Origin of the sequence: Prochlorococcus marinus str. MIT 1214, assembly GCF_027359355.1 — a bacterium.
Taxonomy (GTDB): Bacteria; Cyanobacteriota; Cyanobacteriia; order PCC-6307; family Cyanobiaceae; genus Prochlorococcus_B; species Prochlorococcus_B marinus_F.
On sequence record NZ_CP114777.1, the window covers coordinates 838,031 to 864,595 of the forward strand.

Here is a 26,565-nt window from a genome sequence, read left to right on the forward strand (position 1 = left end):
CTAGTTTAATCGGCAACCTGACCAAGTTCTAAAAACCAATAGCTAAAAAATGAAACCATTGAGAATTTTAATTAGTAATGATGATGGAGTTTTTGCAGAAGGGATAAGAACACTTGCAATATCTGCTGCGAGCAGAGGACATAAAGTTACCGTTGTTTGTCCAGATCAAGAAAGATCAGCAACAGGTCATGGGTTAACTTTACATTCTCCAATACGCGCTGAGAAAGCAGACGAATTATTTGGGGAAGGTATTAAGGCCTGGGGATGTAGTGGCACCCCCGCTGATTGCGTAAAACTCGCACTTAATGAACTTCTTGATCAAAAGCCGGACTTAATCCTTTCAGGAATTAATCATGGGCCTAATCTAGGTACAGATATTTTTTGCTCAGGAACTGTTGCTGCTGCACTTGAGGGGACTTTGGATGGAATCCCATCTATTGCAGTAAGTATTGCATGTTTTCAATGGAAAAATTTTAATTTTGCTGGAAAACTAGCCTTAGATATTGCAGAGAAAGCAATTCAACAAAGTTGGCCAAAGAACTTACTCCTAAATTTAAATATTCCCCCTTGTGAAGAAAAAGAAATGGGGGATTTGGTTTGGACAAGACTTTCAATCAGACAATACGAGGAGCAATTCATACGCCGGGTCGATCCAAGAGGGAACACCTATTTCTGGATGGCTGGGGAAGCAGTAAAAGATCTTCAATCAGCTGGAGAAGGACCTAAAGAATGGCCAAGTGATGTATCTCAAATAGCTTTATGCTCTCCATCATTAACGCCAATTCAACCTGATCTTTTTTGGAGAGGAGATTTGAATGATTTGCCAAAATTAATATAAAACTAGTTTTTCCTAAAAATCCTTTGCAATAACCATAAAGAAAAAATCAAACCAAAAACATGAGCAAATAGTACTTGTGTATTGCTTAAAACAGAGAGCATTTCCAGAGATGTAATCGAATAATCTTGCAGCCCTCTCATTCCAGTATTAAAGCCGCTAGCTGTTTGCATTGATGCTTGAACAAACAAAGCACCTGCTAATGATTGATAACCAATTGAAGCGAAAACTAAGCCCAATAAATCTGCAATCAATCCTCTTTTAAGCAAGCGGCTTGTTTCTCCTCTACTTGGTCGAGCCTCACTATCTAGGGCTCGACCTGTCTTTACGATCAACCAACCTTGCCAAAGACTAAATAGCAATAAGATAAAGGATAATGTCGTCAGAGATAAACCTGGTGCAAGACCCAGCCTGCTCTCTGATTCTTTAGCTAAGCTAGCTGCATTATTGAATAAAAGAACACCTACTACTACAACACCTAAAATTGTTTGAATCCAAAAACGAATCCAACCAATTCTTCTCATTCCTAAAGAAAGCAATTTAAAGTCTCGTTGATCTGCCATCACAATGAATAAGGCTATAAATCAAACTTGCCACCAAAGCGCAAAACTTGCACGTTTATCTTGATTCCTCTCTGTGCTCCTGAAAATGCAAAACTACCTACAGCATTGGCTTTAGGTAGTTTTGACGGCCTTCACTTAGGTCATAAAAAAGTAATAAAAGCTATCTTAAAAGAACCAATTGGTGTGCCAACAGTTGTAAGTTTCTGGCCTCATCCCCGCGAGGTTCTCTTTGGGGAATCAAGACTAAGATTAGATTTACCAAATGAAAAAAGATTCCTGCTAGAGCCACTTGGAATAGAACAATTAGTTTTAGTGCCATTTAATAAAACTCTTGCTTCTAAAAGTGCTGAGACATTTGTAGATGAAATCCTAGTAAAAACACTTCACGCCAAACACATAGCAGTGGGAGAGAATTTTAGGTTTGGACGTAATAGAGAAGGTGATGTTTCTACGTTAAAAAACATAGGTTCATCTCTAGGAATAAAAATTTCTATTATTCCTATTCTTGAAGACAATCATGGTCGACTTAGCAGTAGCAGAGTAAGAAAAGCACTCAACGATGGTGATTTAAAACATGCAAAATATCTATTGAAGCGTCCTTACACCTTTCGAGGGACGGTGGAGAAAGGTAGAGGTCTAGGTAAAAAAATTGGATGGCCAACTGCAAATCTGAAGATAGATGGGCGAAAATTTCTTCCATCATTGGGTGTTTATGCCGCCTGGGCTTCCATCGCAAACAAAAAAGAACGTTTCTTAGCAGTCATGAATATGGGCCCTCAGCCAACTATTGATCCAAATTCCTTATCAGCAGTAGAAGTTCACCTTTTGGACAAAGAAATAAACCTATTAGGACAGGAATTAATTATTGAACCTGTGCAGAGAATTAGACTTCAAAAAAAGTTTGAAAACATTGAGGCACTTAGCAAACAAATAAGTTTAGATGCAATTTTGGCAAAAGAGACATTGATAAAATCCTCTAAATCTAAGTAATTGTGGGATAAGCGTTGGATAATCCCCACACAACAAATAAACCTATGCCCCCTAACAAGAAAACGCCCCAAATAAGAACACTCATATTGTTTTCAGAATCATTTTCCACAATTAAATTTAAATACATATCATCTAATAAAGGATGACATGAAATCAATGCCTGTCACCCCTCCATCTGATAATCGTATTGCTCAATTAATTGACGCAAATCTTGATCGCGCTAGAGAAGGCCTTCGAGTTATGGAAGATTGGTGCAGATTTGGTCTAAAAAGGAGTGATTTTTCGATTCAAATCAAAGATTGGAGGCAACAATTAGGAGTAAATCACCACAACATTTATCGAAAAGCAAGGCTTACATCCAACGACCCAGCCATGGGAGTTTCACATCCTTTCCAAAAAGTCAGATCAACCCCAGAAGCTTTATTTATTGCCAACTCATCCAGAGTTCAAGAAGCCCTAAGAGTAATAGAAGAATTTACTCGAATAACAGATCCGAAGCTTTGCGAAATAGCTACCAAAATTAGATACAAAGCTTATGAGATAGAGATAAAAGTTCTTAACGCGACAGAAGGTATAAATAGAAAGAAAACCTTAAAAGGTTGCTCCATATATTTAATAACAACAAATAGGAAAAACCTCGAAAGTATTGTTCTTCAGGCTCTAAAAGCTGGTGTAAAAATAGTTCAATATAGAGAAAAGTTTTTACATGACGATGAAAAGATTTCTCAGGCAAAATGTTTAGCCTCTCTTTGTAAAAAATTTAATTCACTTTTTATAGTCAATGACCGTATAGATATAGCACTTGCTGTTGACGCCGATGGGGTTCATTTAGGACAAGAAGATATTCCAACAAAAATCGCTAGAGAGCTCCTAGGCAATGAAAAGATCATTGGCCGAAGTACACACTGCCTGAAAGACATAAAAAATGCCGAAGAGGAAGGCTGTGATTATATAGGCATAGGACCAATATTCCCCTCTGAAACAAAAAAGAAACTAAATCCAATCGGAATTGACTCCCTTATTAAGGGATTAAGTGAAACACTTCTACCAGCTTTTGCTATTGGGGGAATCAATAGCTCAAATATCAACAAATTAAACCAGATCAATAATCTACGCATAGCTGTTTCAGATGTAATCATTAATTCAAATGATCCTTATTCAAAAACTGGAGAGCTTCTCAAATCACTAACATGAAATTAAAAATTAACGGCGAAATTAAAACCATCGACCATTCTAATGAAGAATTTATTATGGAAGATCTACTTGAGCACTTAGGCTATAAACCTCAATTAGTTGTAGTTGAGTTAAATGGTGAAATTATTAGCCCCACAGTTTGGATAAATACAAAAATAAAAAATGGCGATTGCCTAGAAGTCGTGACAATTGTTGGTGGGGGTTCCTACAGTTAAATAATTCCAATAAAAATAAGTGTTCAAATTTACTTCCCTTAACTGGTCTAAAAGAAAAAGATTTTTTTCTTTTCTTGTGATTTCATCAATAATTTCATCTTTTTTATTTATTAATCCAAACCTTGCGTCAGCTGCCAGTGGAGGACGCATAGGTGGAGGGAGTTTTCAGGCACCTTCTTCACCACGAAGCCAAAATTACGGAGGCTATGGAGGTAATAACTTTCGAGGCTATGGAAGTGGATACAGAGGCGGTGGTATTGGTTTTCCTTTCTTATTACCAATATTTGGCTTTGGTGGTGGAGGAATTTTTGGTTTTTTAATACTTATGTCAATTGTTGGTGTGATTGTTAATTCATTTAAAAACTCTTCAAATTTTTCCAATTCAAGCAATAACTCAATAGTTTCTCAATCAACAAACCCATCAAAAGTTTCTTTAATACAGTTTCAAATTGGCTTACTAGCAAGTGCAAAAGAAATTCAAGTGAAGCTTAGAGAGCTTGCTTCCTCTTCAAATACCTCAACTTCATCTGGTCTTCAAAGAGTTCTTCAAGACACAACACTCGCTTTACTAAGGAAGCCTGAATTATGGGTCTATTCAAATATAGAAACAGGCTCTGTTCCTTTTGCCTCCGCAGAATCAACATTTAATCGAATCTCAATAACTGAAAGAAGCAAATTAAAAGCTGAACTCACATCAAACTATTCCGGTCAAATATCTACATCAACAAATAATGAATCAAATCCTGGTGAATCAGATTCAACAAATGAATACATCGCGGTTACGATTTTAGTCGCGATAAAAAAGGATTTAAGACTAAACAACTCCGCAAATAACGAACAAATCACAGAGTCATTAAGACTCTTAGGATCAATATCATCAAACGACCTAATCGCGTTAGAAGTTATCTGGCAGCCTGACGGAGAAGGAGAGACTTTGAGAGAGGAAGAGCTAATAACTCAGTACCCAAATCTTAAACATTTATAAATTCAGTGTCCTTGGTAACCAAAAACCTAATTTCTTTATATTTTTTTCATCTTATTTACGTAAAGAAGAGTCAAAAAACATACAAATAACAGTTAGCATTCCGTGACAGTTATTTATTCAGAATAGAAGTGTCGGCTTCTTCGCAACCAGAACCTCGTTCAATGAAATGGGAAAGCTCAGGAGAGCTAGCTCAAAGAGATTTATCAGAATTAGTCACTCGTCTGCTCGATGTTGAATCGAGCAACAATAGTGATGAACTAACAAGACTTGGTAGCAAACATAACGAAGTACCTTAAAACTATAAATACCCCCTTGCGCTGCTTGAGTTAATAGCTCAATTTAGGAGAAAGAAGAGATTTTAATGAGGAGAAAAACTATTCAATGGATCAACACACCTGTTATTACTGAAGCAATTTTCCGTTATGAGAAAGGGCTATTACCTAATTCCATGAAATTGTGGTTAGAAGAGGTTTTAGAAATAAATTCAAGCAAAGATTAGGCAAATAAAATTCTAATAGCAGCCATTGCGGCACCATAACCATTATCAATATTCACTACTAATAATCCTGGAGCACAACTTGCTAGCATTCCTTCCATAGCCGTTTTGCCACCACCACTAATCCCATATCCAACTGAAACGGGAAGTCCAATAATGGGCTGAGGAATTAATCCAGCGAGTACCGTAGGCAAAGCTCCCTCCATGCCGGCACATGCAATAACTACTTTTGCTGATTTTATTTCTTCCAGCCGATCTAGAAGCCTGTGAAGTCCAGCGACACCAATATCAATTAACAATTTAGTTTTTATTCCATGCAGATTCAAAGCTATTTCTGCTTCCGAGGCCACTCCTACATCACTTGTTCCTCCAGTCAAAATAATTACTTCTTCCTCGGAAGAAGTACATTCCTTAAACTTCCCCATAGTTAAACAACCAGATATTTCATGAAATTCTGCAGAAGGAAATTCAATTAAAAGTTTTTCTCCTTTTTCTTTTGAAAGTCTTGTCACCAAAGCAGTTTCAGATTCAAGTTGATATTTTTTCAATATTTCAGAAATTTGTTCAATTGTTTTATGCTGCCCCCATATAGCCTCAATTACACCTATTCGACTTCGTCTCTGAAAATCAATAATTGATTGATTCATTTTTACTCTGGATTTAATTCCCCTTCAAAAATCAATGGGAAAGGATTTCCACTGGTTTCTCCTGTTTCCTTTCTGGCAATCTTTTCGAAATTCTGCTGAACAAGATTTATTTCTGTCTGAGAAATGCTTTTCCAAACTGCTCTTGACTCCCAACCAATCAATAAGGTCGCTTCCTCAACATTAGGATCCCAAAAAAGTTGGCGTCCTAAAAAACCATTTTGTTTCAACAACCATGGCTCCCAGCTTCCATGTTCGGCTTTTAACCAAGCATTTTTAAATTTTTTCGGGACATCAAGTTTAAGATGCTCAACAATAGATTCCTTTGGAAAATTCACTTTCAAAAAAGACTCAGCTTGAATATTTTTCACGTTTCCAAAAATAGTAGAAATAGTAATCAAACCAACAAATAAAAACCTAAATATTTTTTCAATAAAATTTTTATTTCTACTTGTTTTCATTTCTTTTCATCAAAACAACTGCATGACAACATATACCTTCCTCTCTCCCTTCAGCACCTAATTTCTCATTTGTAGTTGCTTTAACTCCTACATCATCGATATCAACTCCTATTTTCTTAGATATTTTCTCCTTCATCAGGTCAATATAAGGTTTTAATTTTGGCCTTTCAGCTACAACAACTGAATCAATATTTTGGATTTGCCAACCTTTCTTTTCAATTAATTCCACTACATGTTCAAGAAGAATCAAGCTATCTGCATTTTTCCATTTAGGGTCATCTGGAGGGAAATACTTTCCAATATCTCCCAAAGATAATGCCCCTAAAATGGCATCCATAATTGCATGAGTAAGAACATCTGCATCACTATGTCCATCAAGACCTAAACCTTCAGGATGGTTTAACTTAATCCCTCCAAGTATCAAAGGGCGGTCAGGAACCAATCTGTGCATGTCATAACCGTTGCCTATTCGTAAGCTCACTTCAGTTTTCAATAATGAACCTCTTTTATCGAATGATAATTGGTCGAGCTTCCAAAGTTCGAACAAATCGGGTCTGCGGGACTGCGTTCTGATTTCTCTTTGCTTCTGCCTCCATTCTTTAATTAATTTATGGTTACCACTTAATAAGACATCAGGAACTTTCATACCTTTGAACTCTGAGGGTCGAGTGTATTGCGGATGTTCTAATAGGAACTCATTATGACTTTCTTCGTCTAATGATTCGGCACTACCTAATGTTCCAGGCAAAAGACGAACTACTCCATTAATCAAAGTTATTGCAGGAATTTCTCCACCTGTAAGAACAAAGTCTCCAATTGAAATTTCTTCATCAGCTAGAGTCCGAATCCTCTCATCAAACCCCTCATAGCTACCACATATCAATATGAGTTGATCTTCTTTTGACCACCTAAAAAAATCAGATTGGGATATTTTTCTCCCTTGTGGAGTCATCAACAGTACCTTTTTTTTATTGAGCTTTGGAATTTGATCAAATATCGAAAAATAAGGTTCTGGCTTCAAGACCATTCCAGCGCCCCCGCCATATGGTTCATCATCAACTTTTCGATAATTATCTATTGCATAGTCACGAGGATTGTGTATATGAATTGATGCAATCTTCTCTTCAAATGCCTTTTTTATAAGTCCATGATTAAAAAAATTTTTAAATGCCTCTGGGAAAAGGCTTACTACATCAAACCTCAATTTACTCATATGAATTAGCTCCCTTCATAACCAAACTCATTAAGCCGAGAAGATTTACTTCTCCAGTCAGGAACAACTTTAACAAACAATTCTAAATAGACATTTCCATTAATTAAAGTCTGAATTTGGAGTCTTGATTCCTGACCAATTTTCTTCAACATACTTCCACCTTTACCAATTAAAATTCCTTTCTGACTTTTTTTCTCAACACAAATAGTTGCAAGAATTCCTGTTCTTGGACTCTCTTTAGATTTTTTTTTCGAGGGTATATCTTCAATTTTATCAATAGAGACTGCAACACTATGAGGGACCTCTTCGCGTGTATTAATTAAGACTTGTTCTCTTATAAATTCAGCCATTAAAAACTTCTCAGGATGGTCACAAGTCATATGACTTGGATACAACTGAGGTCCCAAAGGTAGTTTTTCTTCTATTTCATTAATCAATTCATTACATCCCTGTCCTGTAAGAGCACTACAACAAAATACTGGCCAATTTGTTCCCTCAAAAAAATCTAAATATTCATTCTTCCTTTCTTTAAATTGACTCAACTGAACAAGATCCCATTTATTCAAGGCAACAATCACTGGTATTTGTAAATTTCTAATCAAATTCAAAATGAATGCATCACCCCTACCTGGAGAATGATTGGCTTCAAAAATAACTAAAACTGCATCCACCTCTCCAATAGATTTCTTGGCACTCTGAACAAGTCTCTCACCTAATAAATGATGAGGTTTATGAATACCAGGAGTATCTACAAAAATAATCTGAGAATTTTTTTTAGTAAGTATTACTTTTAATCGATTTCTAGTGGTTTGAGCGATGGGTGATGTAATTGCTATTTTCTCACCAATAAATTTGTTGATGAAAGTTGATTTACCAACATTGGGTCTACCTATTAATGCAATAAATCCTGACTTAAAATTCTCTTGATTTAAATCTCCCAAAGACATTTTCTTTCCTACGATTATCTATAGCCTTACTCTAAAAGAGCAATAAAACCATGAATGAACAGAAACCAAATTTTAAAGAGGCTATGCAAGCATCAATGATTTGGTGCAAAAGTTGGGAAAATGATGAAATAAGTGACGAAGTTATTTCTGATCGAATTGGCGAGCTTATTAAAACAGTAGAGGGTGCAAGAGGATTTTTTGTTGTAAGTCTCTCAATAGATTGCCCTTTAATGGATAGATTACCTGATGCATTAATTTTTCAATTTAGAAGTTCTGGAGAAATCGTTGTTGATTTAACCGTAAAGAATCTTGCCATGAGTTCAGCAATGATAATTACACACCGAAGTAATAAAGATCCGCAGGAAATCCAATCACAGAGAATAAAAATTCGGTGTATTGAATTACTTAAGCTATTAGATTCGAATAAGGTAAAAAAACGTTTAGATGTTTTACTTGATGCAATAAAAGGGAATGGAACGGATTTGGAATTTCTTAATAAATGGGATTATAACGATGAACAAATCAATGCAATATCAGAAAGTATTTATGAAGTTGCAACATAAAAAAAGAGCCTTACGGCTCTTTTCTTTAATTTAAATTTAATTAATTAGTCTTAATCTCTTCTACCACCACCTTGCAGAGCAATAATCAAACGAAGAACAAAAACAAATAAGTTGATATAAGTTAGGTACATTCCTAATGCACCTGCTAAATACTGTTCATCGTTGTACCTTCTTGGCATAGTGTAAAAATCTACAAAAGACATAGCAACAAAAAGTACAGTTCCAAAGCCAGCAATCATTAACTCAAAGCCACTGCCTCCAAACATTCCTGGAGCAAATAATCCACCAATGAACTGGAAAACCATTGCAATAATAAGACCAAGCAATCCAAGACCAACTGCGCCTTGCAAAGCTTGACCGACGTTATCACTCATTTTTCTGCCTACAGAAGATGCAATCACAAAGGTGATTCCTGTAGCAAATACAGCTGTTCCTATGGCTCCCATTCCTGCTACTTGAATTGCTAAACCAACAATCCCACTTAACGTGAAACCAGTTAAAAGGCTGAATCCAGTTAATAGTGGAAGAGCTTTAGAATTATTTGCGTTGTTGGCAGCGCTGCTTGCCATAAAGAATAGAACTATTTCTGCAATAAATGCGACTATGAATAAAGGACCAAAAAGAGGATTGCTAGTTGCTTGTAAAGAAAGTCCGCCTAAAACGCCTAATCCAGTTAATGCCATTCCGCCGCCTACATAAGGCAAGGCTTTGTTAACTACATTTGGGCCAATAAGTGCACTTGATTGTGCTTCACGAATAGCTTGTTGAAAATTGCTGTTTGCTGGCATAACGCACCAGGTAATTATTAATACCTATTTTGACACAAAAAAAATAAGACTTCATGAATGTGAATGCGGATGACCCTATCGTCTTTTTTTATCTAGCTCTGCGTAAGCCTCAACGACGCTTTGAACAAGTGGATGTCTTACTACATCTGCTGAGGTAAGCCTACAAACTGAAATCCCATCAACCTTTTCCAGTAAATCAGCTGCTTCAATCAATCCACTCATTTGTCCGAAAGGCAAGTCTACTTGAGTTACATCCCCAGTTACAACCATTCTTGATCTTTCACCTAACCTGGTAAGAACCATTCTCATTTGTGCTTGAGTCGTATTTTGAGCTTCATCAAGTATCACAAAAGATTCTTCTAAAGTTCTGCCTCGCATGTATGCCAAAGGAGCAACTTCAATTACGTTTTTTTCAATAAGTAAATTAGTTTTTTCTTGTCCTAGTAAAGAGTGTAGAGAATCATATAAAGGTCTCAGATAAGGATCTACCTTTTGCTGTAAGTCTCCTGGTAAAAAACCCAATCTCTCCCCAGCCTCAACTGCAGGTCTTGTCAGAATAATTTTCTCAATTTTTCTCTCAGTAAGCATTCGCACTGCAAAGAGAGTTGCTAAAAATGTTTTTCCTGTTCCTGCTGGGCCTAAAGCAAAAGTAAGATCACTTTTTTCCATAGCTTCCACATAGAATTTTTGTCTAATTGTTCTTGGTCTTAAAAGATTTCCTCTTTGACTTCTAGCTAAAACTTTATTTGTTGATTTGGCGTGATCATTTTTTTTACCATTATCCAATGCTTCAGCCGCGGCATGTAAATCTACGGCAGAGACAATTTGTCCCTCTTCCCAAATTGGTCTAACTAATTCAACAATTGCTGCAGCTCTCTCTAATTGATAAGAATTTCCTTTTATTTCGAGCTGCAATCCCCTTAATGCAAAAGCAGCACCAGTAAGGGTTCCCAATCTGTGAAGTGTTGACTGACCAGTCCCTGACAAAGCTGTAGCAGCATCGGAATCAGGCAGATCTATACAAAAGCGACCTTCAGTGGTTGCTTCAGACATAAATTTTCTTGAAATTATTGATATTCATCAAAACTTCTTATTCAGAAGTTTCCGATGCCGCTGCATCTTTTTTCTTTGCTGATCTTTCTTTTTCTTGTTTTTGCTTACCTAGAACTTCAGCAGGTCGAACTTTCTTTTCAAGGAGCCCTCCTTTTTCTAATAAAGTTCTTACTGCATCAGTAGGCTGCGCACCTTGTCCTAGTCGAGTTCTCAAAGCCTCTGTATCTAACCTAGTTTCTTTGGTTCTTGGATTGTAAAAGCCTAATTCTTGTAGGGGGCGACCATCTCGCCTTGAAGTGCTATTACAGGCAACTAGACGAAAGCTGGATTCACGTTTTTTACCAAACCGCTTGAGGCGGAGCTTGATCATCTTCGATTTATTTGTAAGTGGATTGAACTCATAAGTTCTTCACAGTAATAATACTCCACAGATGATTAATTTAGCTTTTTGTTATTTCTAAAGATCACCAAAACCTTTCTTTTTCTTAACTGGACGCTGTCTTCGGGGCGCAGAGCCTCCCCTTCCTTTTCTTGACTGATATGGATTAGCACCTTGTGAGGGCATGCCAGGGAGGCCTCCCATGCCAGGAAGTCCTCCGTCCATCCCAGGGAGTCCTCCTCCAGTAGACATCTGCTTCATTAAGCCCCGCATCCTCTGAAAATCCGCGAGAACCTTGTCTACGTCTGCTGGCTGATGTCCGCTGCCACTTGCAACTCTTCGGCGTCTTGATGGTTGTGCTGCCAATAATTCAGGCTTATTCCTTTCCTCTAACGACATTGAACCAATCATTGCCTCAATTTTTTTAAGTTGATCTTCGCCACTTTTAATCATTCCATCATCAATTTTATTCATCCCTGGAATCATTTTTAGCAGTCCCCCTAGAGAGCCCATTCTCTTTATCATCCTCATCTGTTTTACAAAATCCGAAAAATCAAAAGTTGCTTCTTGAAGCTTCTTTTGCATGATTTCAGCATCAGCAATTTCAACTTCTTTCTGTGCTTTTTCAACAAGAGTTAGAACATCGCCCATTCCTAAGATTCTGCTAGCCATCCTCTCGGGATAAAAAGGTTGCAATGCCTCAACCTTTTCACCCGTCCCTATAAATTTGATTGGTTTGCCACTGATTTTTCTAATAGAAAGCGCAGCTCCGCCCCTTGAATCTCCATCAAGCTTTGTGAGAACAGCACCTGTTATTCCTACTTTCTCATGAAAACTTCTGGTGATGTCTGCGGCCTCTTGGCCAATCATTGAATCAACTACTAACAAAACCTCATCGGGTTGAACAGCCTCTTTAATTCGAACCATCTCTCCCATCATCTCGGTATCAATTTGAAGCCGCCCAGCAGTATCTACAAGAACAGTGTCAAATCCTTCTTCCCTGGCTTTTTCCAAGCCTTTTCTTGCAATCTCCTCAGGCTTTGAATTTGAACTTAAATTAAAAACCTCTACACCAATTTGATTTCCCAGCGTTACCAATTGATCAATAGCTGCTGGTCTATATGTATCAGCAGCGACGAGTAGTGGCTTTTGATTTTTTTCTTTAAGAAGCAATCCAAGTTTTGCTGTGGCTGTAGTCTTCCCAGCGCCCTGAAGTCCAGCCATTAAAATTACAGTTGGCTTTTCCTCTGAATCTGCTAAAGGGTCATTCTCACCCCCCATTACATTTACTAGTTGCTCATGAACTACTTGAATAAATTTCTGACCAGGATTTATACCTCTGACAACCTCTGTACCAATGGCCTTGACTCTAACTTCTTCGATAAACTCTTTTACTACAGACAAACTAACGTCAGCTTCTAAGAGAGCTCGTCTAACCTGTTTAAGTGCTTCATCTACATTTTCATCTGAAATCTTAGCTTCACCTTTAAAGGCCTTAACAGCATCTTCAAATTGATTAGTTAGTTCCTCAAACATTTGCTTAGAGTTACAGAAAAAATTTAAAAATTATTTTTTAATTTCCACTAATATAGTCAACTAGCATCCAGTTTTTTTTATTCTTACCTATTATATACTTAACTTTCAAGGCTGGAATAACTGTTTCCGATAAAACCTCACCATTAGAACTAATCCTTTTATCTTGATAGTTTAATTCAACATCTGCTGCAATTCTTTTGTCTGATCTTTGAACAATGTTGATTGAATTTATATTTGCATCAATGATCTGTCTTTGTCCTAATAATTTATCTTTTTTTCTCTGTTCAATAACTCTATTAAATAGAGAGACTCTAGCGACCGAAGAAAGCAACTGACTTTCTGAACCATTCAAAATATCTGCCTTACCTGCTAACCATGATTCTATAAGTAATTGAATTTCTTGAGTTGAGGGATCTACTGAAGTAAGAGGAATTGATTTATTTAAATCTAATATTGATTTGCTATTAACTATTTCACTTGATACTTTATCTTTAATTTTAACATCTTTTGGTTTAGATAATTCAGATTTAGAGATTTTATCAAGAGCATTATTTTCCGATGATTTTCTCTGTGTAAGAATCCCTAAGCTTGTTCCAAAAATAAATAAACTAATAAATGCTAAAGCACTTGTATAAGCCGGACGTTTTAATATAAAAGATTTGAAACCTGACTTTTTGATCAATTCAAATGTTGAATAATATTTTAAGATTATCTTTTTAAGTAACTCAGATATTAAAAAAGCATATCCACTTTGCAATCGTGATTTAAAAGACTTTTCTTTCAGAATTTCATCCAAAGCCCCACCTGGCATTGGCAAATCAGCTTGTTTCTCAGAGTTTTTTGATGCATTTTTCTCAATTTGTTGCTCAGGGGCCAATGACGATAAGAATGAAAATCCCGCTTTTGCCATGCCTAATGCCCCTTTTGATTCCAACTGCTCTACATAAATTTGAACTTCTTTACTAGCGAACCAATCATCAAGATTTACAGTTTGTATTTCAACATCCTTAAAACCCACCAATACATCTTTTTTCAACCAATTTCTGCAGTAATCACAAAGAGCTCCCAATGTCTCACCTGGATAATTGTCTAACCAGTCTTTTAATTTCTCATCTGAACTGCTTCTAAAACGAGCCTCTGCTTGCTGTACATCCCCTAACAAAAGATCTAGGCATCCAATTAATGGCATAGGGTCAAAACCACTAATATTGATATTTCGGAGGTATTTACGAGCTTCTTGCAAGAGTTCTGGTTTCCGATAAGAAAATCCAGAAGCAATCAAGGCAAAAGCAGCAAGAAAGCCAGCATCTTCGGACCCCCTTCGATACCAATTTACGTAGATTTTTGACTGCTCTTTTGCAGTCAAAAATTTCCTGATTTGTAGGAAAAAGAGCTCAAAATCATTTTGATTTAATCCTGCTATTTTTTCTGAATTTCTTTTCCCTTCTAGTCCGCCCCTTTTATTTACAAAGTCTTCCAACAATAGCAAGCCTTCATGATGAGATTTCTCATCTTCTTTATCTCTACTTAATAAATCAAGTATTCTGTAGGGAAGTAAAATCTCTAAATCAGACTCAAGGGTTTTTCTTTCTTCAACAAGCTTTCCCATCCTCTGCAATAATTGTATCCCTTCTTGAAGTAAATCAGCTCCTGAGGCGTATCTTCTGCAAGCCTGCTCATCAATAGAGGCATCTCTACAAGATAAGGCTGCTATTAAAGTCAAATCTGACTCTCTACCACTTCCCAAGGCTGGGGCTTGAGGAGGTTGCAATGCTTTTTTTGCAAGCTTAAAAGCTTGGAAAGAAGCATTTGATTCCCATAGGAGAAGTAATCCAGCAACTTCTCTATTTGAAGATAAATCAAGTCCAGAAGAACCCTCAATAAGAGCAAGTTCGTAGGATTGTCGTTCAGCAGGATTAGATAACAGATCAGCAGAAAGCCTTAGCAGCTCAGATCTCTGAGCTAAAACTTCATAAGTAAAGCCTTGCTTTGGAGGACGATCTAGCCTTAGCTGAAAAGCCCTAAGGACTTCCTCAGCATTTGCAGAAGGGCTAACCCCCAATAAGCGAAAATGATCAATAGGTAATTCCAATCGCTACTAGGTAATCAGAAAAAAAAGCTCTAGGCATCGTAAGGGGTTTTAACCATTTTGCATCCATTGACGCTTAAAGTCTAAAAAGGATTGATAAGTGAATATGAACAAAACCATGTCTCACAACCAAGACAAAACCGGCCAAAACCCTATTCAGCAAAGGGAACACGCCGACAGACTAAGCAATCTTGGCAACACTAAGCCAGCTCAGATCAATAGAGAAATTGGTTTAAATCTTTTCAAAGATATGACTTTAGGAAGACGTTTTGAAGATAAATGCGCTGAAATGTATTACAGAGGGAAGATGTTTGGGTTTGTTCATCTTTACAACGGGCAAGAAGCGATAAGTACAGGTGTTATTGGGGCAATGAAACGCAAACATGACTGGTTTTGCAGTACCTATAGAGATCATGTTCATGCTTTGAGTGCTGGAGTACCTGCAAAAGAGGTGATGAGCGAACTATTCGGCAAAGAGACAGGCTGCAGTAAGGGGAGAGGTGGATCTATGCATCTATTTTCAAAAGAACATCATCTACTTGGAGGTTATGCATTTATTGGTGAAGGTATTCCAGTTGCCCTTGGCGCAGCTTTCAGCAGCAAATATAGAAGAGAGGCACTTAAGGAAAATAGTGATTCTGTAACTGCAGCATTTTTTGGAGATGGTACTTGCAATATTGGTCAGTTTTATGAATGTTTAAATATGGCCCAGTTATGGAAATTACCGATCATATTTGTAGTCGAAAATAATAAATGGGCTATTGGGATGGCCCATGACAGAGCGACTAGTGAGACTGAAATATGGAGAAAAGCTTCGGCATTTGGAATGCCAGGAGAAGAGATTGACGGTATGGACGTATTAGCAGTAAGAGGGGCTACTCAGAGAGCCCTAGAGCGAGCAAGAGCAGGAGGAGGACCAACTCTTATAGAATGCTTAACTTACAGATTCAGAGGCCATTCGTTGGCTGATCCAGATGAACTTAGGTCAGAGAAAGAGAAGGAGTTCTGGGCTAAAAGAGATCCAATTAAAAAGCTAAAAAACGATTTAACTAGTTCCGGATTGATCTCTGATGAAGAATTAAAAAATATTGAGAAAGAAATTGATCTAGAAGTTAATGATGCCGTTGAATTTGCATTAAGCGCACCAGAGCCTGACCCTAGTGAACTAACTAAATATATTTGGGCAGAAAACTAAATTAGATAAAATTCAAATTCCACTTGGAAGCTTTCTAGTTAGATTTCTCAATTTCCTTAGAGCTTTTAGCTCAACTTGTCTAACTCTCTCGCGGGAAACCTGTAAGAGTCTTCCTATCTCCGCGAGAGTATGTCTTTCATTACCCTCTAAGCCAAATCTAAGTCTGATAACGTGCTGCTCTTGTTCGCTTAGATGACTGAGCCACCTTCCTAGTTGTTCTTGATGAATTTTTTGTTCAACTTTATCCAGAGGCTCTTCTCCTGAACCGTCAGCTATTAGATCACCTAAAAAGCTTCTGCCTTCATCGCCATTAACGGGAGCATCAAGACTGCTAGTAGTAAGAGCTTGCCTCAAAATCGAATCAAGTTCTTCTAACTCAATCTCCATTGCCTCAGCTATTTCAATACGGCTAGGCATTGCACCGAGCTTGTGAGCCAAATCTAAACTGACTTTTCTAATAGTTGCCAATCTCTCGCTTAAATGAACAGGTAGTCGAATTGTTCTTGACTGACAAGCAATAGCCCTAGTCATGCTTTGCCTTATCCACCAAAAAGCATAGGTAGAAAACTTATAACCACGGGTTGGGTCGAATTTTTCTACCGCTCTTTCTAACCCAAGAGAACCTTCCTGGACTAAATCCAAGAGTTCAAGACCTTTCCCTTGATATTTTTTTGCGACACTTACAACGAGTCGAAGATTGGCTTTCATCATTCTTTCTTTTGCCCTTCGTCCAATTCGAATCAATCTTCTTTGATGTGAATTAAATTCTTTGCACTCTTCCTTAATCTGACCATCCTCGGTAAGGGTCATCATTGTTTGAACCTGATTACCAAGTTCAATTTCTTCGGCTGGCGTTAAAAGAGGAACTCTTCCAATGGAGGAAAGGTACCAACTTATTGGATCACTGCTGCGTCGCTTTTGGGATTCAGCAGGCTTGGGTGCAGATGAAACCATTGTTTCTAGACCCGTTTTCAAAGTGATAAGACTTTCCTACAAAAATCGTAAAAGATGCCTGGGTTTCATGAAGGCTTCAGATTCTGTTGACGATTAGTTAACAAATGACACAAAAACAACCATTTAACGCCCTTTAAATGGTTGTTTCAAAACATTTCAAGTGCTTTCCTTTTTTATTAATTCACTAAGAAAAGTGCCAATAGTGCTCGCTGTGCTCCCTTTTCTGCAAAAAGCACCTGCATATGCATGCATCAAAGCTGAGGCAGCAAGCAAACTAGTATCCAATTTTTTATCACTTGCAAGCCCAGAAGCACCCATCCCTGAAACAAACCCAGCTAAAACATCTCCAAGGCCAGTTCTTGCAACACTTGGATTCACTTGCCCTATTTGCCAGGTTTTCCCTTCTGGATCAGAAATAACACTATGAGCACATTTTAATAAAACCGAAGAACTACAAATTTTTGCAGCTTCAATTCCAGCCTTCAATGGATTCGAGCAATCAATGAAAGGAAATAGCCTTTTAAATTCTTCAAGATGAGGGGTAAGCCAGGTGGGACCTTTTCTTTCGTTTAGCCATTGCCAACCTTTCGAAGTTATCGACAGCCTATTGATTCCATCAGCATCAAGAACAAGTAGGCCTTTGAAATTCTGTAAGTCAGAGCCAAAACAATCTTTTTCTTCTGCAATCCCTAATCCAGGTCCAAGCAAAATCGAGTCAAACCTATTCAAATCAACTTCATTTAAAACTTTGGAAAAATCTGAAGAACCGTCCTGAAAAGTATTTAGATCTCCAAGCAATAAGACTTCAGGGTGAGCACTCCAAAGGGCAGATGAAACTGAATTAGGCAAAAAAGCGCTAACACTGCCTGTTCCACTTGCTAAAGCCCCATTCAAAGCAAGGGATGCTGCTCCTCTGTATTTCTCACTTCCTGCAATCACCAGAACTCTTCCTCTCTGATATTTACTTTTACTTTTACTTGGCTTAGGCCAAACGAAAGTAGATAAATCTGAAAACGAAATCCTCAGAGGCTGGTTTTCAGGAAGATCAGCCAAAATCTTATCTGGGATCCCGATATCTACTCTCTTTATATCTCCCACAAAATCAATAGCTGAATCTTGAATCAGCCCAGTCTTAAAAAGGCCTAAAGATAGTGTGTAATTAGCTTTGCATGATGTATTTGATACTGTAAATCCATTGTCTGAGTCTAATCCAGCGGGAACATCAATACTAATTAATTTATCAGGACTAGATTTCTTCTTCGTATTCAATAAATGAACTATTTCATCAGAAATAATTCTTGATTGACCTAATCCAAATAATGCCTCAATCCATAATGAATCAGAATTCGAATCAGGTTTTTGCTCCAAGTTTTCAATTCCTATTCGAATTGCATAATCGAAATGTTTTTGTGTTAATTCTTTTTTCAATGGGAATGGACACCAAATAGAGATATCAACGCCTGCCATATAAAGTTCTCTTGCAACAACAAGCCCATCTCCTCCGTTGTGCCCTGGCCCTACCAAAACGATTGCACCATTTTCAACCAATCCTTGTCTGTCTAATATCCATGTAGAGATACCAATCCCTACTTTTTCCATCAGAGCTTCAACAGGCATACCCATAGAAAACATTTCTTTTTCTATGTTTTGCATCTGCTCAGAAGAAACCATTAAATGTTCCGAATCAAATTGAGGCCAATTCAAAATCAAAAAGCATCCAAACCAACTATGAATAGAAGCTACTATCAATGCCCATGAATGTGGAAACAAGAGAAACAAAAAAAGTTTTAAATCATTTGACTTCAGAAGAAACAGTCGCAAAAACATTAAAAAGACTGCAAGCATTTTCTGGGAATCATTCAGTTGTAGTGGGACTTTCCGGGGGCGTAGATAGCTCCCTAACGGCTGCTCTTCTCTGTGAGGCTGGGTGGGATGTAGTGGGATTAACTTTGTGGCTAATGAAAGGTAAAGGGTCTTGCTGCTCAGATGGATTAATTGATGCCGCAGGGATATGTGATCAACTAGGAATCGAGCATCACATAGTCGATTCAAAAGAAATTTTCCAAAAAGAAATAATCAATAATGTCGTAAAAGGATATGAAGAAGGAATTACTCCTTTACCCTGCTCTCGCTGCAATAAATCAGTGAAATTCTCAGAAATGCTGAAATGGGTTAAAGAAAATAAAAATATCGAAAAGATCGCTACAGGGCATTACGCAAGGATTAGATATTCAAATGAATCTTTCGACAGAAATGATCTTCCGAGTGATGGAATTAAAAGACATAAGCTTTTAAGAGGTAAAGATCTCAATAAAGATCAAAGCTATTTTTTATATGATCTCCCACAAGAAATCTTAGGGAAAACAATCTTTCCTCTTGGAGAATTAACCAAAGAGATAACACGAATCGAAGCTTTTAAACATTCACTAAAAACTGCTGAAAAGCCAGAAAGTCAAGACCTTTGTCTTGCTGAACATTACGGATCAATGAATGCTTTTATTGATAAGTATCTACCCAAAAAGGAAGGAGAAATTGTCCTTAAAAATGGGAAGATTATAGGTTCCCATAATGGAATTCAGCATTTCACGATAGGACAACGAAAGGGATTAGGTATTGCATGGGAAGTTCCTCTACATGTTGTTGAAATTGATGCCTCTTTCAACAGGGTTATTGTTGCCCCAAGAGAAGATTCTGGCAAGTCAGAGTGTATTGTCAAAGATATAAATTGGGTATCAATTGAAGCGCCTAAAAAATCAATAGAAGTTGAGGTCCAAATCAGATACAGAAGCAGAGCAGTGAAAGCAAAGTTAATACCAATTATTGAAAGTACTAAAGGAAATTATTGTTATAAATGTCATATTCATTTTGAGGAAGATCAATTTTCAATTACTCCTGGACAAGCAGCAGTATTTTATAAGGGTGATTATGTATTAGGAGGAGGAATTATTTCGAAAGAGTCTTAATATAAATTATACTTATGTAATCGCAAAATGCATATTAAACTTACAAAAATAACTGTGATTAAAGGCAGGTCAGAGGTTAATGTATACAATGTTTTCTTTCTATTTAATTCAAGGTCAACGAGTTGAACAAGTTCTTTATTTGATTTAAGGAGGGTATCAATTCTTCCATTACTTTTAATCAAAGATGTTGGCCCAGTATTGGAGACAGATATTAAATTTTTTGATGTTTCAATACTCCTTAATTGAGCAATAGATAAAAATTGTCTTTGCAAAGAAATAGGATAGGGATCTAAATTTGCAATCACTAAAATCCATTTAGCTCCTTGATTTACTGCTTTAGCTATAGCTTTTCCATTACTCAATTCATAACAAATAGCACCTGCAAAAGATGGGCCCTCCCAATCAAGAAATCTTGATGGATTCCCACTTTCAATTCCACCTACTGCAGAAAGGCCATTTTTCATAAAATTAGGCAATGCAGGAATCCATTCGCCCAGAGGAACTAATCTAGATTTGTCCAACACACCTGAAAAAGACTCATCACCAGGATTAAAAACCAATATTGAACTTCGTAGAGAACCATTTATTTTCCTGAAACCTCCAGAGAGAAATTTAATAGGAAAATCTCGAATCTTTGTTCTATCCAAAGGCAACGTTCCCTCTGGAGCAATTAAAAAAGATGCCTTCATTTCAACCGCATCAGTTAAAGCTCTATTTACTTTTGAAGGCAAAGCATTTATTTCTTCCTGACTAAATTTTTGTCTTATTGGCATATTTGTTTGCCACATCGCAACCTGTTCTGCCGAATCAATTGGAGAATCCAACAACAAGATAAATCCAATTAAATGAGCTACCGAAAAATATGCAACACCAAGAATAATCAATTTCTTGAGTTTTTTTCTAGCTTGAAAAGCAATTGAAAGTTGCCAAATCCACCATCCAGCTAAAAGATGGATAGAGGCCAAGCCGCCCGAACCTATCCATCTTGCTAATCCAGCCAAATATCTATCTTGTGGTAATAAACTTGGCCCTACACCCATCCAAAACAAAGGGCCTCTAGATAGGATTTCTTCAGTCAGACCCCATATTGTTGATAATAAGACGGCATAAATAAACTTATTTTCTAATTTAGAAAACTGCAGTCTTCCAGGAGCCAAAACCCCCCTTAAAACTGACCAACTCAAAACCAGAGTCCCTCCAAAGGCTCCACAAAAAAGCCATATAAAAATTGTAATAGGCAAGCTTAAATTTGAGTTTATCCCTACCCAACTGAGTGGATGCAAAGATAACAACCACTTATGACTCCATAAAATAGCCATCGCGCCCCAACAAAAGCCCCCCCATGGATTCTTACTAGCCGGCCAAAGTAAAGATATTCCCAAAAGCATGAAGAAATAATTGCCTTCAGCAAGGGATATTCCTGCTAGAGCTCCACCAGCAAAAGCTTTAATAAAAAGAGAATAGATATTATTCATAAATCTAATTTAATAAAATATACACCAGCAAAATTCATACTCCCTGGTTAGTTATCTTTTAAATAGATGTCATTTGGGTATTAATCTGTAAGAATATTTCCGACTGCTTAATATTGCTGTGAGAGAAATCTTAATTAGCTTTTCTGTTTGCCTTAGCTGCTTGATGATTGCAGTGATCAGCCAAATCATCTCGCCGACTCCAACGAATGCCTTACAAATAGTCCAACCAATCCAAGCGGATGTAAGGCAATCCACAAAAACCAGCGAATCTGTAACTAATCCATTTGAATTAGACCCAGAAGACCCAAATCCATCACTTTTTACTATGGCTTCAGATAAAACCAATGCAAGTAGCGCTCCTCTAGGAGGAGCTGAGATAGGAGCATCTCAAGTAACTTCAAGTGGTCTGAAAATTACTGAATTAGTTTTAGGTGATGGTCAAGAAGCCACCCCAGGAACAAGTGTCTCAGTAAATTACAAGGGTACTCTTGATGATGGGAAAGAATTTGACAGCAGTTATGGAAGAGGTCCTTTTGAATTTTCTTTAGGTGCAGGGATGGTGATAAAGGGTTGGGATGAAGGAGTCGCAGGAATGAAAGTTGGAGGTAAAAGGAAATTAGTCATCCCACCAGAATTGGGGTATGGCAGTAGAGGAATAGGTCCAATCCCCCCTAATTCAGTTTTAACTTTTGAAGTTGAATTATTGGGTGTTAAGTGAATTTCTTAAATTATTCAGAAAGCTCTAGAAAAAGTTATGGCGTTTGTTGACAAACGCCATTAATGTAAAAAAAAATGTTCACAAATTATTTTCAGATGTTGCGCAAAACAATTAAATCAATCTTTAACAAGCTTCCAGCAAAATCTGTTCACGCTCACTGTGACGGACCTTGCGGTGTATATGACCCTGCTTCTGCAAGAGTTGCTGCTGAGGCAGTTTTATCTATGACGAAAAAACTTATTGCTCTAGCTCCAGCTGGTAACGATCAAGCTTCCATTTCAGCTTATAACAACACTTTTTCTCGCTTCGTTGCGATTAAGGAAGAAGAATCACAAAAGGCCAAAAAAGAACTTCTAATCCTCTGGACTGATTATTTTAAGCCTGAACACCTAGCTACATATCCAGATCTTCATGACACTTTTTGGAAAGCAGCAAAGCTTTGTAGTGCATGCAAGGTAAATATTGATCAAACAAAAGCAGAAGAATTATTAGCAGCTGTGCAAAAGATTCACTCTATGTTTTGGTCTTCAAAAGGAAGAAATGATAGCTGGGTTACCGCAAGCTGATAAAAGTCCTCTTCACAAGCCAGACTTATTTACTTTATTTACTTTAATAATCGGTTACCGACAATATTTACGTGTTGTCGGTAGTTCTATGGAAAGAACTCTCAAAGAGGGAGATTTAGTAACATATAAAAAGTTAAACCAAAAAAATATTAAGTTGGAGATTGGCGATATCGTTGTTGCCTCTCATCCAAAAATAAAAAACAAGTTAATAATTAAAAGAATTTATAGCATTTATCAAAACAAATTTGATTTAAGGGGAGATAACTCCTTAGCAAGCACTGACAGTCGAGAATTGGGTTTAATTGAATTAGATTTAATCATTGGGAAAGTAGACAAAATTTTCTCTAAATAGATTTAAGAGATTGGTATAGATATTTGACTTAATTTATAACTTACCAATTAATTTTTTAACTCCACCTAATATATCTTGCTGTGACATAAGAGATTCACCAACTAAAACAGCGTCCGCCCCATAACTCTTTACTAAATCTAAATCCTCACGAGTAAATAAACCTGACTCGCTTACCAAAGTAATAGAATTTTCCTTGATTTGGTTAGCATAATTCTTAGCCAACTTCTTTGTGACTTCAAGATCAGTTTTAAAACTCTTTAAATTTCTATTATTAATACCTATTAACTTAAATACATTAATATTTAGAACTCTTTCAAGTTCTTCTGAGTCATGAACCTCTACTAATATTGCTAGTCCCAAATGTTCCGCAACCTTAGATAAGTACTTTAAATCAGAATCAGTCAGGATTGCGGCTATCAAAAGTGCCGCATCAGCGCCAGCAGCTCTTGCTTGGTAAAGCTGATAGGGATAAAGAATAAAATCCTTGCAGAGGATTGGGATTGTGATTTCCTTTCTAACCTCAACTAAGACATCAAAACCTCCTTGAAAAAATTTTTTATCTGTTAAGACTGATATACAATTAGCACCTCCATCTTGATACATTTTACCTATCATTATCGCGTCAAAGTCCTCTCTAATTATCCCTCTACTTGGACTAGCTTTTTTTATTTCTGAGATTAGTGCTGGTTTCGAATTACTATTTCTTAATGCATCTATAAAATTTTTTGTTTTGGGTAAATCCTTAATCTTTTTCTTTAAATCTTCAAGCGAAACTTTTTTTCTTGCAATCTCCACTTCTAGATGTTTTTCCCAAACAATTTCCTCCAAAATATTTTTAGGTTTTGAATCGGGGTGAGGGATTGCATACTCTAAATTAGCTACTTTTATGCTTGGATTAGGAGGTCTTCTTCTAATTTCCATAATTTAAATAAGTAATGATCTATAAAATAAAATTTGATTTACTACTTCTTTATTTGTAAAGATGCCTGTTTATAGGCAACCTCTACAACTTCGCTTAATGTTGGATGCGTATGAACTTCTTTTGCTAAGTCATTGACTCGCTGTCTTCTCGAAATTGCATTAGAAACTTCTTGTATCAGATCAGCCGCATGTAATCCATAAATATGTGCCCCAAGGACCTCTCCTGTATCTTTATTAAAAATCAACTTCATAATTCCATCACTTTCTAATTCAGCCAAGGCCTTAGAGTTAGCTTTAAAATAACTTCTAACAATTCCAAGTTCAAAGCCTTCATTTTTCGCTAGATCTTTTGCTTCTTCTTCCGAAAGTCCAACGGAACTTATCTCAGGGTGAGTAAAAGTCGCTGCAGGAATACTTCTGTAGTCAATTTCTATTACTTTTCCTAAAATATTCTCTACAGCAATACTCCCCTGCGCTGCAGCGGTATGGGCCAACATCAACTTACCTGTAACATCTCCAACTGCCCATAGATTAGGAATTGGTTTTTCATTTACCAATACTCTCATCTGATCATCAATTGGAATAAAACCTCTCGTTGTTTCAACTCCAACGGATTGTAGATTTAGATTTTTAGTCGACGGTACTCGACCTGTTGCGACCAAAACAGCGTCAACCTGTAACTCCTCAATTACTTCTCGATTCTTTGCATCTGTAAGCTCGACCTCGACGGGACAACCTGGCTTAACTTTAGTAGCGAATACTCCAGCTCGAGTTTCAATGTCTCTTTTATCAATTAAATTTCGTGAAGCAATTTTCGTGATATCGGGATCAAAAGTTGGCATTACTTTATCAAGAGCTTCAATCATGGTTACCTCACAACCTAAAGCTGTATAAATATCAGCGAATTCCAAACCTATATAGCCACTACCAATTATTGCAATCCATCTTGGCAACCACTCTAAATTAATAGCCTCATCACTTGTAAAAACAGTTCGTCCATCAATTTCAATTCCAGGCGGTACGAAAGGGTCTGAGCCTGTAGCCAAGATGATATCTCTGGCGGAAAAGATTCTATCAACTCCATTTGTTTCTCTTAAACCGACCTTTTGATTGCCTTCTAAACGTCCTTCTCCTCTAAGTATCTCAACACCCGATCTTTCTAATGTTTTAGTTAGATTTTTTCGAATTGTCTCAACTAAGTTTTTTGCATGTTCAGCAATTTTTTTACGTTCAAATCTAACTGGAGCGGAATGTATCCCAAATTCAGCAAGATGAGGAACATTTGCAAGTTCACGAACTTTACCACTGGCAGCTAGCAATGCTTTAGACGGGACACAGCCTCTGTTGACGCAGGTTCCACCCATATCTCTTGATTCGACAATCGCCACTTTCAAACCAGCCTCTGCTGCATGTTTAGCAGCATCAAAACCTCCATATCCAGCTCCGACAACAATTAAGTCAAAGTCAAAAGAAATTTCACTCACGGTTTTTTTTGAATACCCTTAACCATTTTTACTCTTTGTCGCTCCAACAAGAGAGGAACTGCCGCAGATGCCACATTTAGTGAATCAACTAATGAGCTATGAGGCAACGTAACAAAGTCTGAACAACAGGCTTCAATTGAAGAATGAACACCTGAGCCTTCATTACCAAGAACCAATACTGTAGGGAGATCCCAGTCTAATTCCCAATAAGGTTTCACTTTCTTATCAGTAATTTTATTCGGTGAAATTGTTCCTACTACTTGGTATTTATCATCGATTGCAATATTGAGTTTTGAAACAAGCATTTCAATACTTGAAGAAGTTGAATCTCCAATCCGTTCAAAAGGCACATGAAGAACTGAGCCGGCTGAAGATCTTAAAACCTTTTGATTTAGGGGATCTGCTCCAGAAGCCAACCATATAACTTCATATTCACCAGCAAGGGCTGATCGGAATAAATTTCCCATATTGCCAGGATCTTGAATCCTATCTAAAGCCAAAATGTGTTTTGGGGCTTTCCCCGGTTTTGGCAACCCTGGTATTGGGAATATCGCTGCGACACCATCAGGTGTCACTGTAGACAAAGATGCTTCTAAAACTTTAGTACTTACTAGGGTTAATAAAGATCTTGAAGCTATTTTTTTAAAAATCTCCTCATGCTCCTCACACCATTGAGGAGTTGCAAAAACTTCTGTTGGCAAGAAATTTGTTTTCAAAGCCTCTTCTAACAAATGAGAACCCTCAAGCAAAAGAGAAGAATGCTCTTCACGGCCAGTTTTTTTCAAAAGACCCCTTAGTTTTCTAACCAAAGGGTTTCTTTTACTTGTAATCAATGGCGAATATGAATTATTAATTTTCTAACCTCAAATTATTTAATTTTTGAAAAGCAGAAAAGTTTCTTTCATTGAAATAGCCACTGAATTTTCTTATTAAATTCAATAAAAACTATATTAAAAATTCTATTCAAACTTTCAACATTATCAATA

Annotated in this window: 29 protein-coding genes; 13 read left to right on the forward strand and 16 right to left on the reverse strand. The window is 37.1% G+C overall.

From position 1 onward, the window contains the following. Positions 1-49: 49 nt before the first annotated feature. Positions 50-838: a 5'/3'-nucleotidase SurE gene (gene surE / locus O5639_RS04915; RefSeq protein ID WP_269625359.1), complete on the forward strand. Its 789-nt coding sequence runs from the start codon at positions 50-52 to the stop codon at positions 836-838. A gap of 2 nt (positions 839-840) precedes the next feature. On the opposite strand, the gene O5639_RS04920 is transcribed toward surE, so the two are convergent. Then, entirely contained in the window at positions 841-1,398 is a 558-nt protein-coding gene (locus O5639_RS04920) for a DUF3611 family protein (RefSeq protein ID WP_269625360.1), read from the reverse strand. A 27-nt stretch (positions 1,399-1,425) separates the two neighbouring features. Between O5639_RS04920 and O5639_RS04925 the strand changes: the two genes are divergently transcribed. From O5639_RS04925 to O5639_RS04950, 6 genes are all read left to right on the forward strand, one after another. After that, positions 1,426-2,388: a bifunctional riboflavin kinase/FAD synthetase gene (locus O5639_RS04925; protein WP_269625361.1), complete on the forward strand. Its 963-nt coding sequence runs from the start codon at positions 1,426-1,428 to the stop codon at positions 2,386-2,388. Positions 2,389-2,535: 147 nt separating this feature from the next. Further along, positions 2,536-3,582, forward strand: coding sequence for a thiamine phosphate synthase (locus O5639_RS04930; protein ID WP_269625362.1), 1,047 nt, complete (start codon positions 2,536-2,538; stop codon positions 3,580-3,582). Continuing rightward, entirely contained in the window at positions 3,579-3,797 is a 219-nt protein-coding gene (thiS, locus tag O5639_RS04935) for a sulfur carrier protein ThiS (RefSeq protein ID WP_269625363.1), read from the forward strand. The genes O5639_RS04930 and thiS overlap by 4 nt, the downstream gene beginning before the upstream one ends. Positions 3,798-3,816: 19 nt before the next feature. Next, positions 3,817-4,782, forward strand: coding sequence for a DUF1517 domain-containing protein (locus tag O5639_RS04940; RefSeq protein WP_269625364.1), 966 nt, complete (start codon positions 3,817-3,819; stop codon positions 4,780-4,782). 128 nt (positions 4,783-4,910) lie between these two features. Next, a complete protein-coding gene (locus O5639_RS04945; protein WP_269625365.1) occupies positions 4,911-5,078 on the forward strand; it encodes a hypothetical protein in 168 nt (55 codons plus the stop codon). Between the two features lie 65 nt (positions 5,079-5,143). Beyond that, complete coding sequence (locus tag O5639_RS04950; protein WP_269625366.1) at positions 5,144-5,281, forward strand: hypothetical protein; 138 nt, start codon at positions 5,144-5,146, stop codon at positions 5,279-5,281. On the opposite strand, the gene larB is transcribed toward O5639_RS04950, so the two are convergent. From larB to era, 4 genes are read right to left on the reverse strand one after another with little or no spacing between them, the layout of a single operon-like run. After that, on the reverse strand, positions 5,278-5,925 hold the full coding sequence (larB, locus tag O5639_RS04955; RefSeq protein ID WP_269625367.1) for a nickel pincer cofactor biosynthesis protein LarB: 648 nt from the start codon (positions 5,923-5,925) through the stop codon (positions 5,278-5,280). The genes O5639_RS04950 and larB overlap by 4 nt on opposite strands. Positions 5,926-5,927: 2 nt before the next feature. Further along, positions 5,928-6,383: a TIGR03792 family protein gene (locus O5639_RS04960; RefSeq protein WP_269625368.1), complete on the reverse strand. Its 456-nt coding sequence runs from the start codon at positions 6,381-6,383 to the stop codon at positions 5,928-5,930. Continuing rightward, positions 6,370-7,596: a tRNA (guanosine(37)-N1)-methyltransferase TrmD gene (gene trmD, locus O5639_RS04965; RefSeq protein WP_269625369.1), complete on the reverse strand. Its 1,227-nt coding sequence runs from the start codon at positions 7,594-7,596 to the stop codon at positions 6,370-6,372. The genes O5639_RS04960 and trmD overlap by 14 nt, the downstream gene beginning before the upstream one ends. Positions 7,597-7,601: 5 nt before the next feature. Continuing rightward, on the reverse strand, positions 7,602-8,543 hold the full coding sequence (gene era, locus O5639_RS04970) for a GTPase Era (protein WP_269625370.1): 942 nt from the start codon (positions 8,541-8,543) through the stop codon (positions 7,602-7,604). A 50-nt stretch (positions 8,544-8,593) separates the two neighbouring features. On the opposite strand from era, the gene O5639_RS04975 reads away from it, so the two are divergent. Beyond that, on the forward strand, positions 8,594-9,106 hold the full coding sequence (locus O5639_RS04975; RefSeq protein ID WP_269625371.1) for a hypothetical protein: 513 nt from the start codon (positions 8,594-8,596) through the stop codon (positions 9,104-9,106). A gap of 50 nt (positions 9,107-9,156) precedes the next feature. On the opposite strand, the gene O5639_RS04980 is transcribed toward O5639_RS04975, so the two are convergent. From O5639_RS04980 to O5639_RS05000, 5 genes are all read right to left on the reverse strand, one after another. Beyond that, entirely contained in the window at positions 9,157-9,894 is a 738-nt protein-coding gene (locus O5639_RS04980; RefSeq protein WP_269613592.1) for a Bax inhibitor-1 family protein, read from the reverse strand. Positions 9,895-9,969: 75 nt separating this feature from the next. Beyond that, positions 9,970-10,947 carry a PhoH family protein gene (locus tag O5639_RS04985; protein WP_269625372.1) on the reverse strand — a complete coding sequence of 326 codons (978 nt, stop codon included), beginning with the start codon at positions 10,945-10,947 and terminating at the stop codon, positions 9,970-9,972. Positions 10,948-10,984: 37 nt separating this feature from the next. Then, positions 10,985-11,317 carry a 30S ribosomal protein S16 gene (gene rpsP, locus O5639_RS04990; protein ID WP_269606612.1) on the reverse strand — a complete coding sequence of 111 codons (333 nt, stop codon included), beginning with the start codon at positions 11,315-11,317 and terminating at the stop codon, positions 10,985-10,987. A gap of 87 nt (positions 11,318-11,404) precedes the next feature. Next, on the reverse strand, positions 11,405-12,862 hold the full coding sequence (gene ffh, locus O5639_RS04995) for a signal recognition particle protein (RefSeq protein ID WP_269625373.1): 1,458 nt from the start codon (positions 12,860-12,862) through the stop codon (positions 11,405-11,407). Between the two features lie 37 nt (positions 12,863-12,899). Beyond that, a complete protein-coding gene (locus tag O5639_RS05000) occupies positions 12,900-14,954 on the reverse strand; it encodes an IMS domain-containing protein (RefSeq protein WP_269625374.1) in 2,055 nt (684 codons plus the stop codon). A gap of 115 nt (positions 14,955-15,069) precedes the next feature. Between O5639_RS05000 and pdhA the strand changes: the two genes are divergently transcribed. Next, positions 15,070-16,146 (forward strand): pyruvate dehydrogenase (acetyl-transferring) E1 component subunit alpha, encoded by a 1,077-nt coding sequence (gene pdhA, locus O5639_RS05005; RefSeq protein ID WP_269625375.1) that lies wholly within the window; start codon positions 15,070-15,072, stop codon positions 16,144-16,146. A 12-nt stretch (positions 16,147-16,158) separates the two neighbouring features. Here pdhA and O5639_RS05010 read toward each other — a convergent pair whose 3' ends face one another. Together O5639_RS05010 and O5639_RS05015 are read right to left on the reverse strand one after the other, a co-directional pair. Further along, complete coding sequence (locus tag O5639_RS05010) at positions 16,159-17,100, reverse strand: RpoD/SigA family RNA polymerase sigma factor (protein ID WP_269625376.1); 942 nt, start codon at positions 17,098-17,100, stop codon at positions 16,159-16,161. Positions 17,101-17,256: 156 nt separating this feature from the next. After that, positions 17,257-18,849, reverse strand: coding sequence for an NAD(P)H-hydrate dehydratase (locus O5639_RS05015; RefSeq protein ID WP_269625377.1), 1,593 nt, complete (start codon positions 18,847-18,849; stop codon positions 17,257-17,259). Here O5639_RS05015 and mnmA point away from each other — a divergent pair. Next, entirely contained in the window at positions 18,849-20,063 is a 1,215-nt protein-coding gene (gene mnmA, locus O5639_RS05020; RefSeq protein ID WP_269625378.1) for a tRNA 2-thiouridine(34) synthase MnmA, read from the forward strand. The genes O5639_RS05015 and mnmA overlap by 1 nt on opposite strands. On the opposite strand, the gene O5639_RS05025 is transcribed toward mnmA, so the two are convergent. Continuing rightward, positions 20,060-21,538, reverse strand: a complete 1,479-nt coding sequence (locus O5639_RS05025) for an apolipoprotein N-acyltransferase (RefSeq protein WP_269625379.1) — start codon at positions 21,536-21,538, stop codon at positions 20,060-20,062. The two genes, mnmA and O5639_RS05025, sit on opposite strands and share 4 nt — an antisense overlap. A gap of 163 nt (positions 21,539-21,701) precedes the next feature. Between O5639_RS05025 and O5639_RS05030 the strand changes: the two genes are divergently transcribed. From O5639_RS05030 to sodX, 3 genes are all read left to right on the forward strand, one after another. Next, positions 21,702-22,256 (forward strand): FKBP-type peptidyl-prolyl cis-trans isomerase, encoded by a 555-nt coding sequence (locus O5639_RS05030; RefSeq protein WP_269625380.1) that lies wholly within the window; start codon positions 21,702-21,704, stop codon positions 22,254-22,256. Between the two features lie 74 nt (positions 22,257-22,330). Beyond that, positions 22,331-22,822 carry a superoxide dismutase, Ni gene (gene sodN, locus O5639_RS05035; RefSeq protein ID WP_420063670.1) on the forward strand — a complete coding sequence of 164 codons (492 nt, stop codon included), beginning with the start codon at positions 22,331-22,333 and terminating at the stop codon, positions 22,820-22,822. After that, the gene (gene sodX, locus O5639_RS05040) at positions 22,797-23,174 is read left to right on the forward strand and encodes a nickel-type superoxide dismutase maturation protease (protein ID WP_269625381.1); all 378 of its coding nucleotides are present in this window, start codon (positions 22,797-22,799) and stop codon (positions 23,172-23,174) included. The genes sodN and sodX overlap by 26 nt, the downstream gene beginning before the upstream one ends. 33 nt (positions 23,175-23,207) lie before the next feature. On the opposite strand, the gene trpC is transcribed toward sodX, so the two are convergent. From trpC to O5639_RS05055, 3 genes are read right to left on the reverse strand one after another with little or no spacing between them, the layout of a single operon-like run. Continuing rightward, a complete protein-coding gene (trpC, locus tag O5639_RS05045; RefSeq protein WP_269625382.1) occupies positions 23,208-24,095 on the reverse strand; it encodes an indole-3-glycerol phosphate synthase TrpC in 888 nt (295 codons plus the stop codon). 41 nt (positions 24,096-24,136) lie between these two features. Then, a complete protein-coding gene (lpdA, locus tag O5639_RS05050) occupies positions 24,137-25,579 on the reverse strand; it encodes a dihydrolipoyl dehydrogenase (RefSeq protein ID WP_269625383.1) in 1,443 nt (480 codons plus the stop codon). Next, complete coding sequence (locus tag O5639_RS05055; protein ID WP_269625384.1) at positions 25,576-26,412, reverse strand: TrmH family RNA methyltransferase; 837 nt, start codon at positions 26,410-26,412, stop codon at positions 25,576-25,578. Before O5639_RS05055 ends, lpdA begins: the two co-directional genes overlap by 4 nt. Between the last annotated feature and the right edge of the window lie 153 nt (positions 26,413-26,565).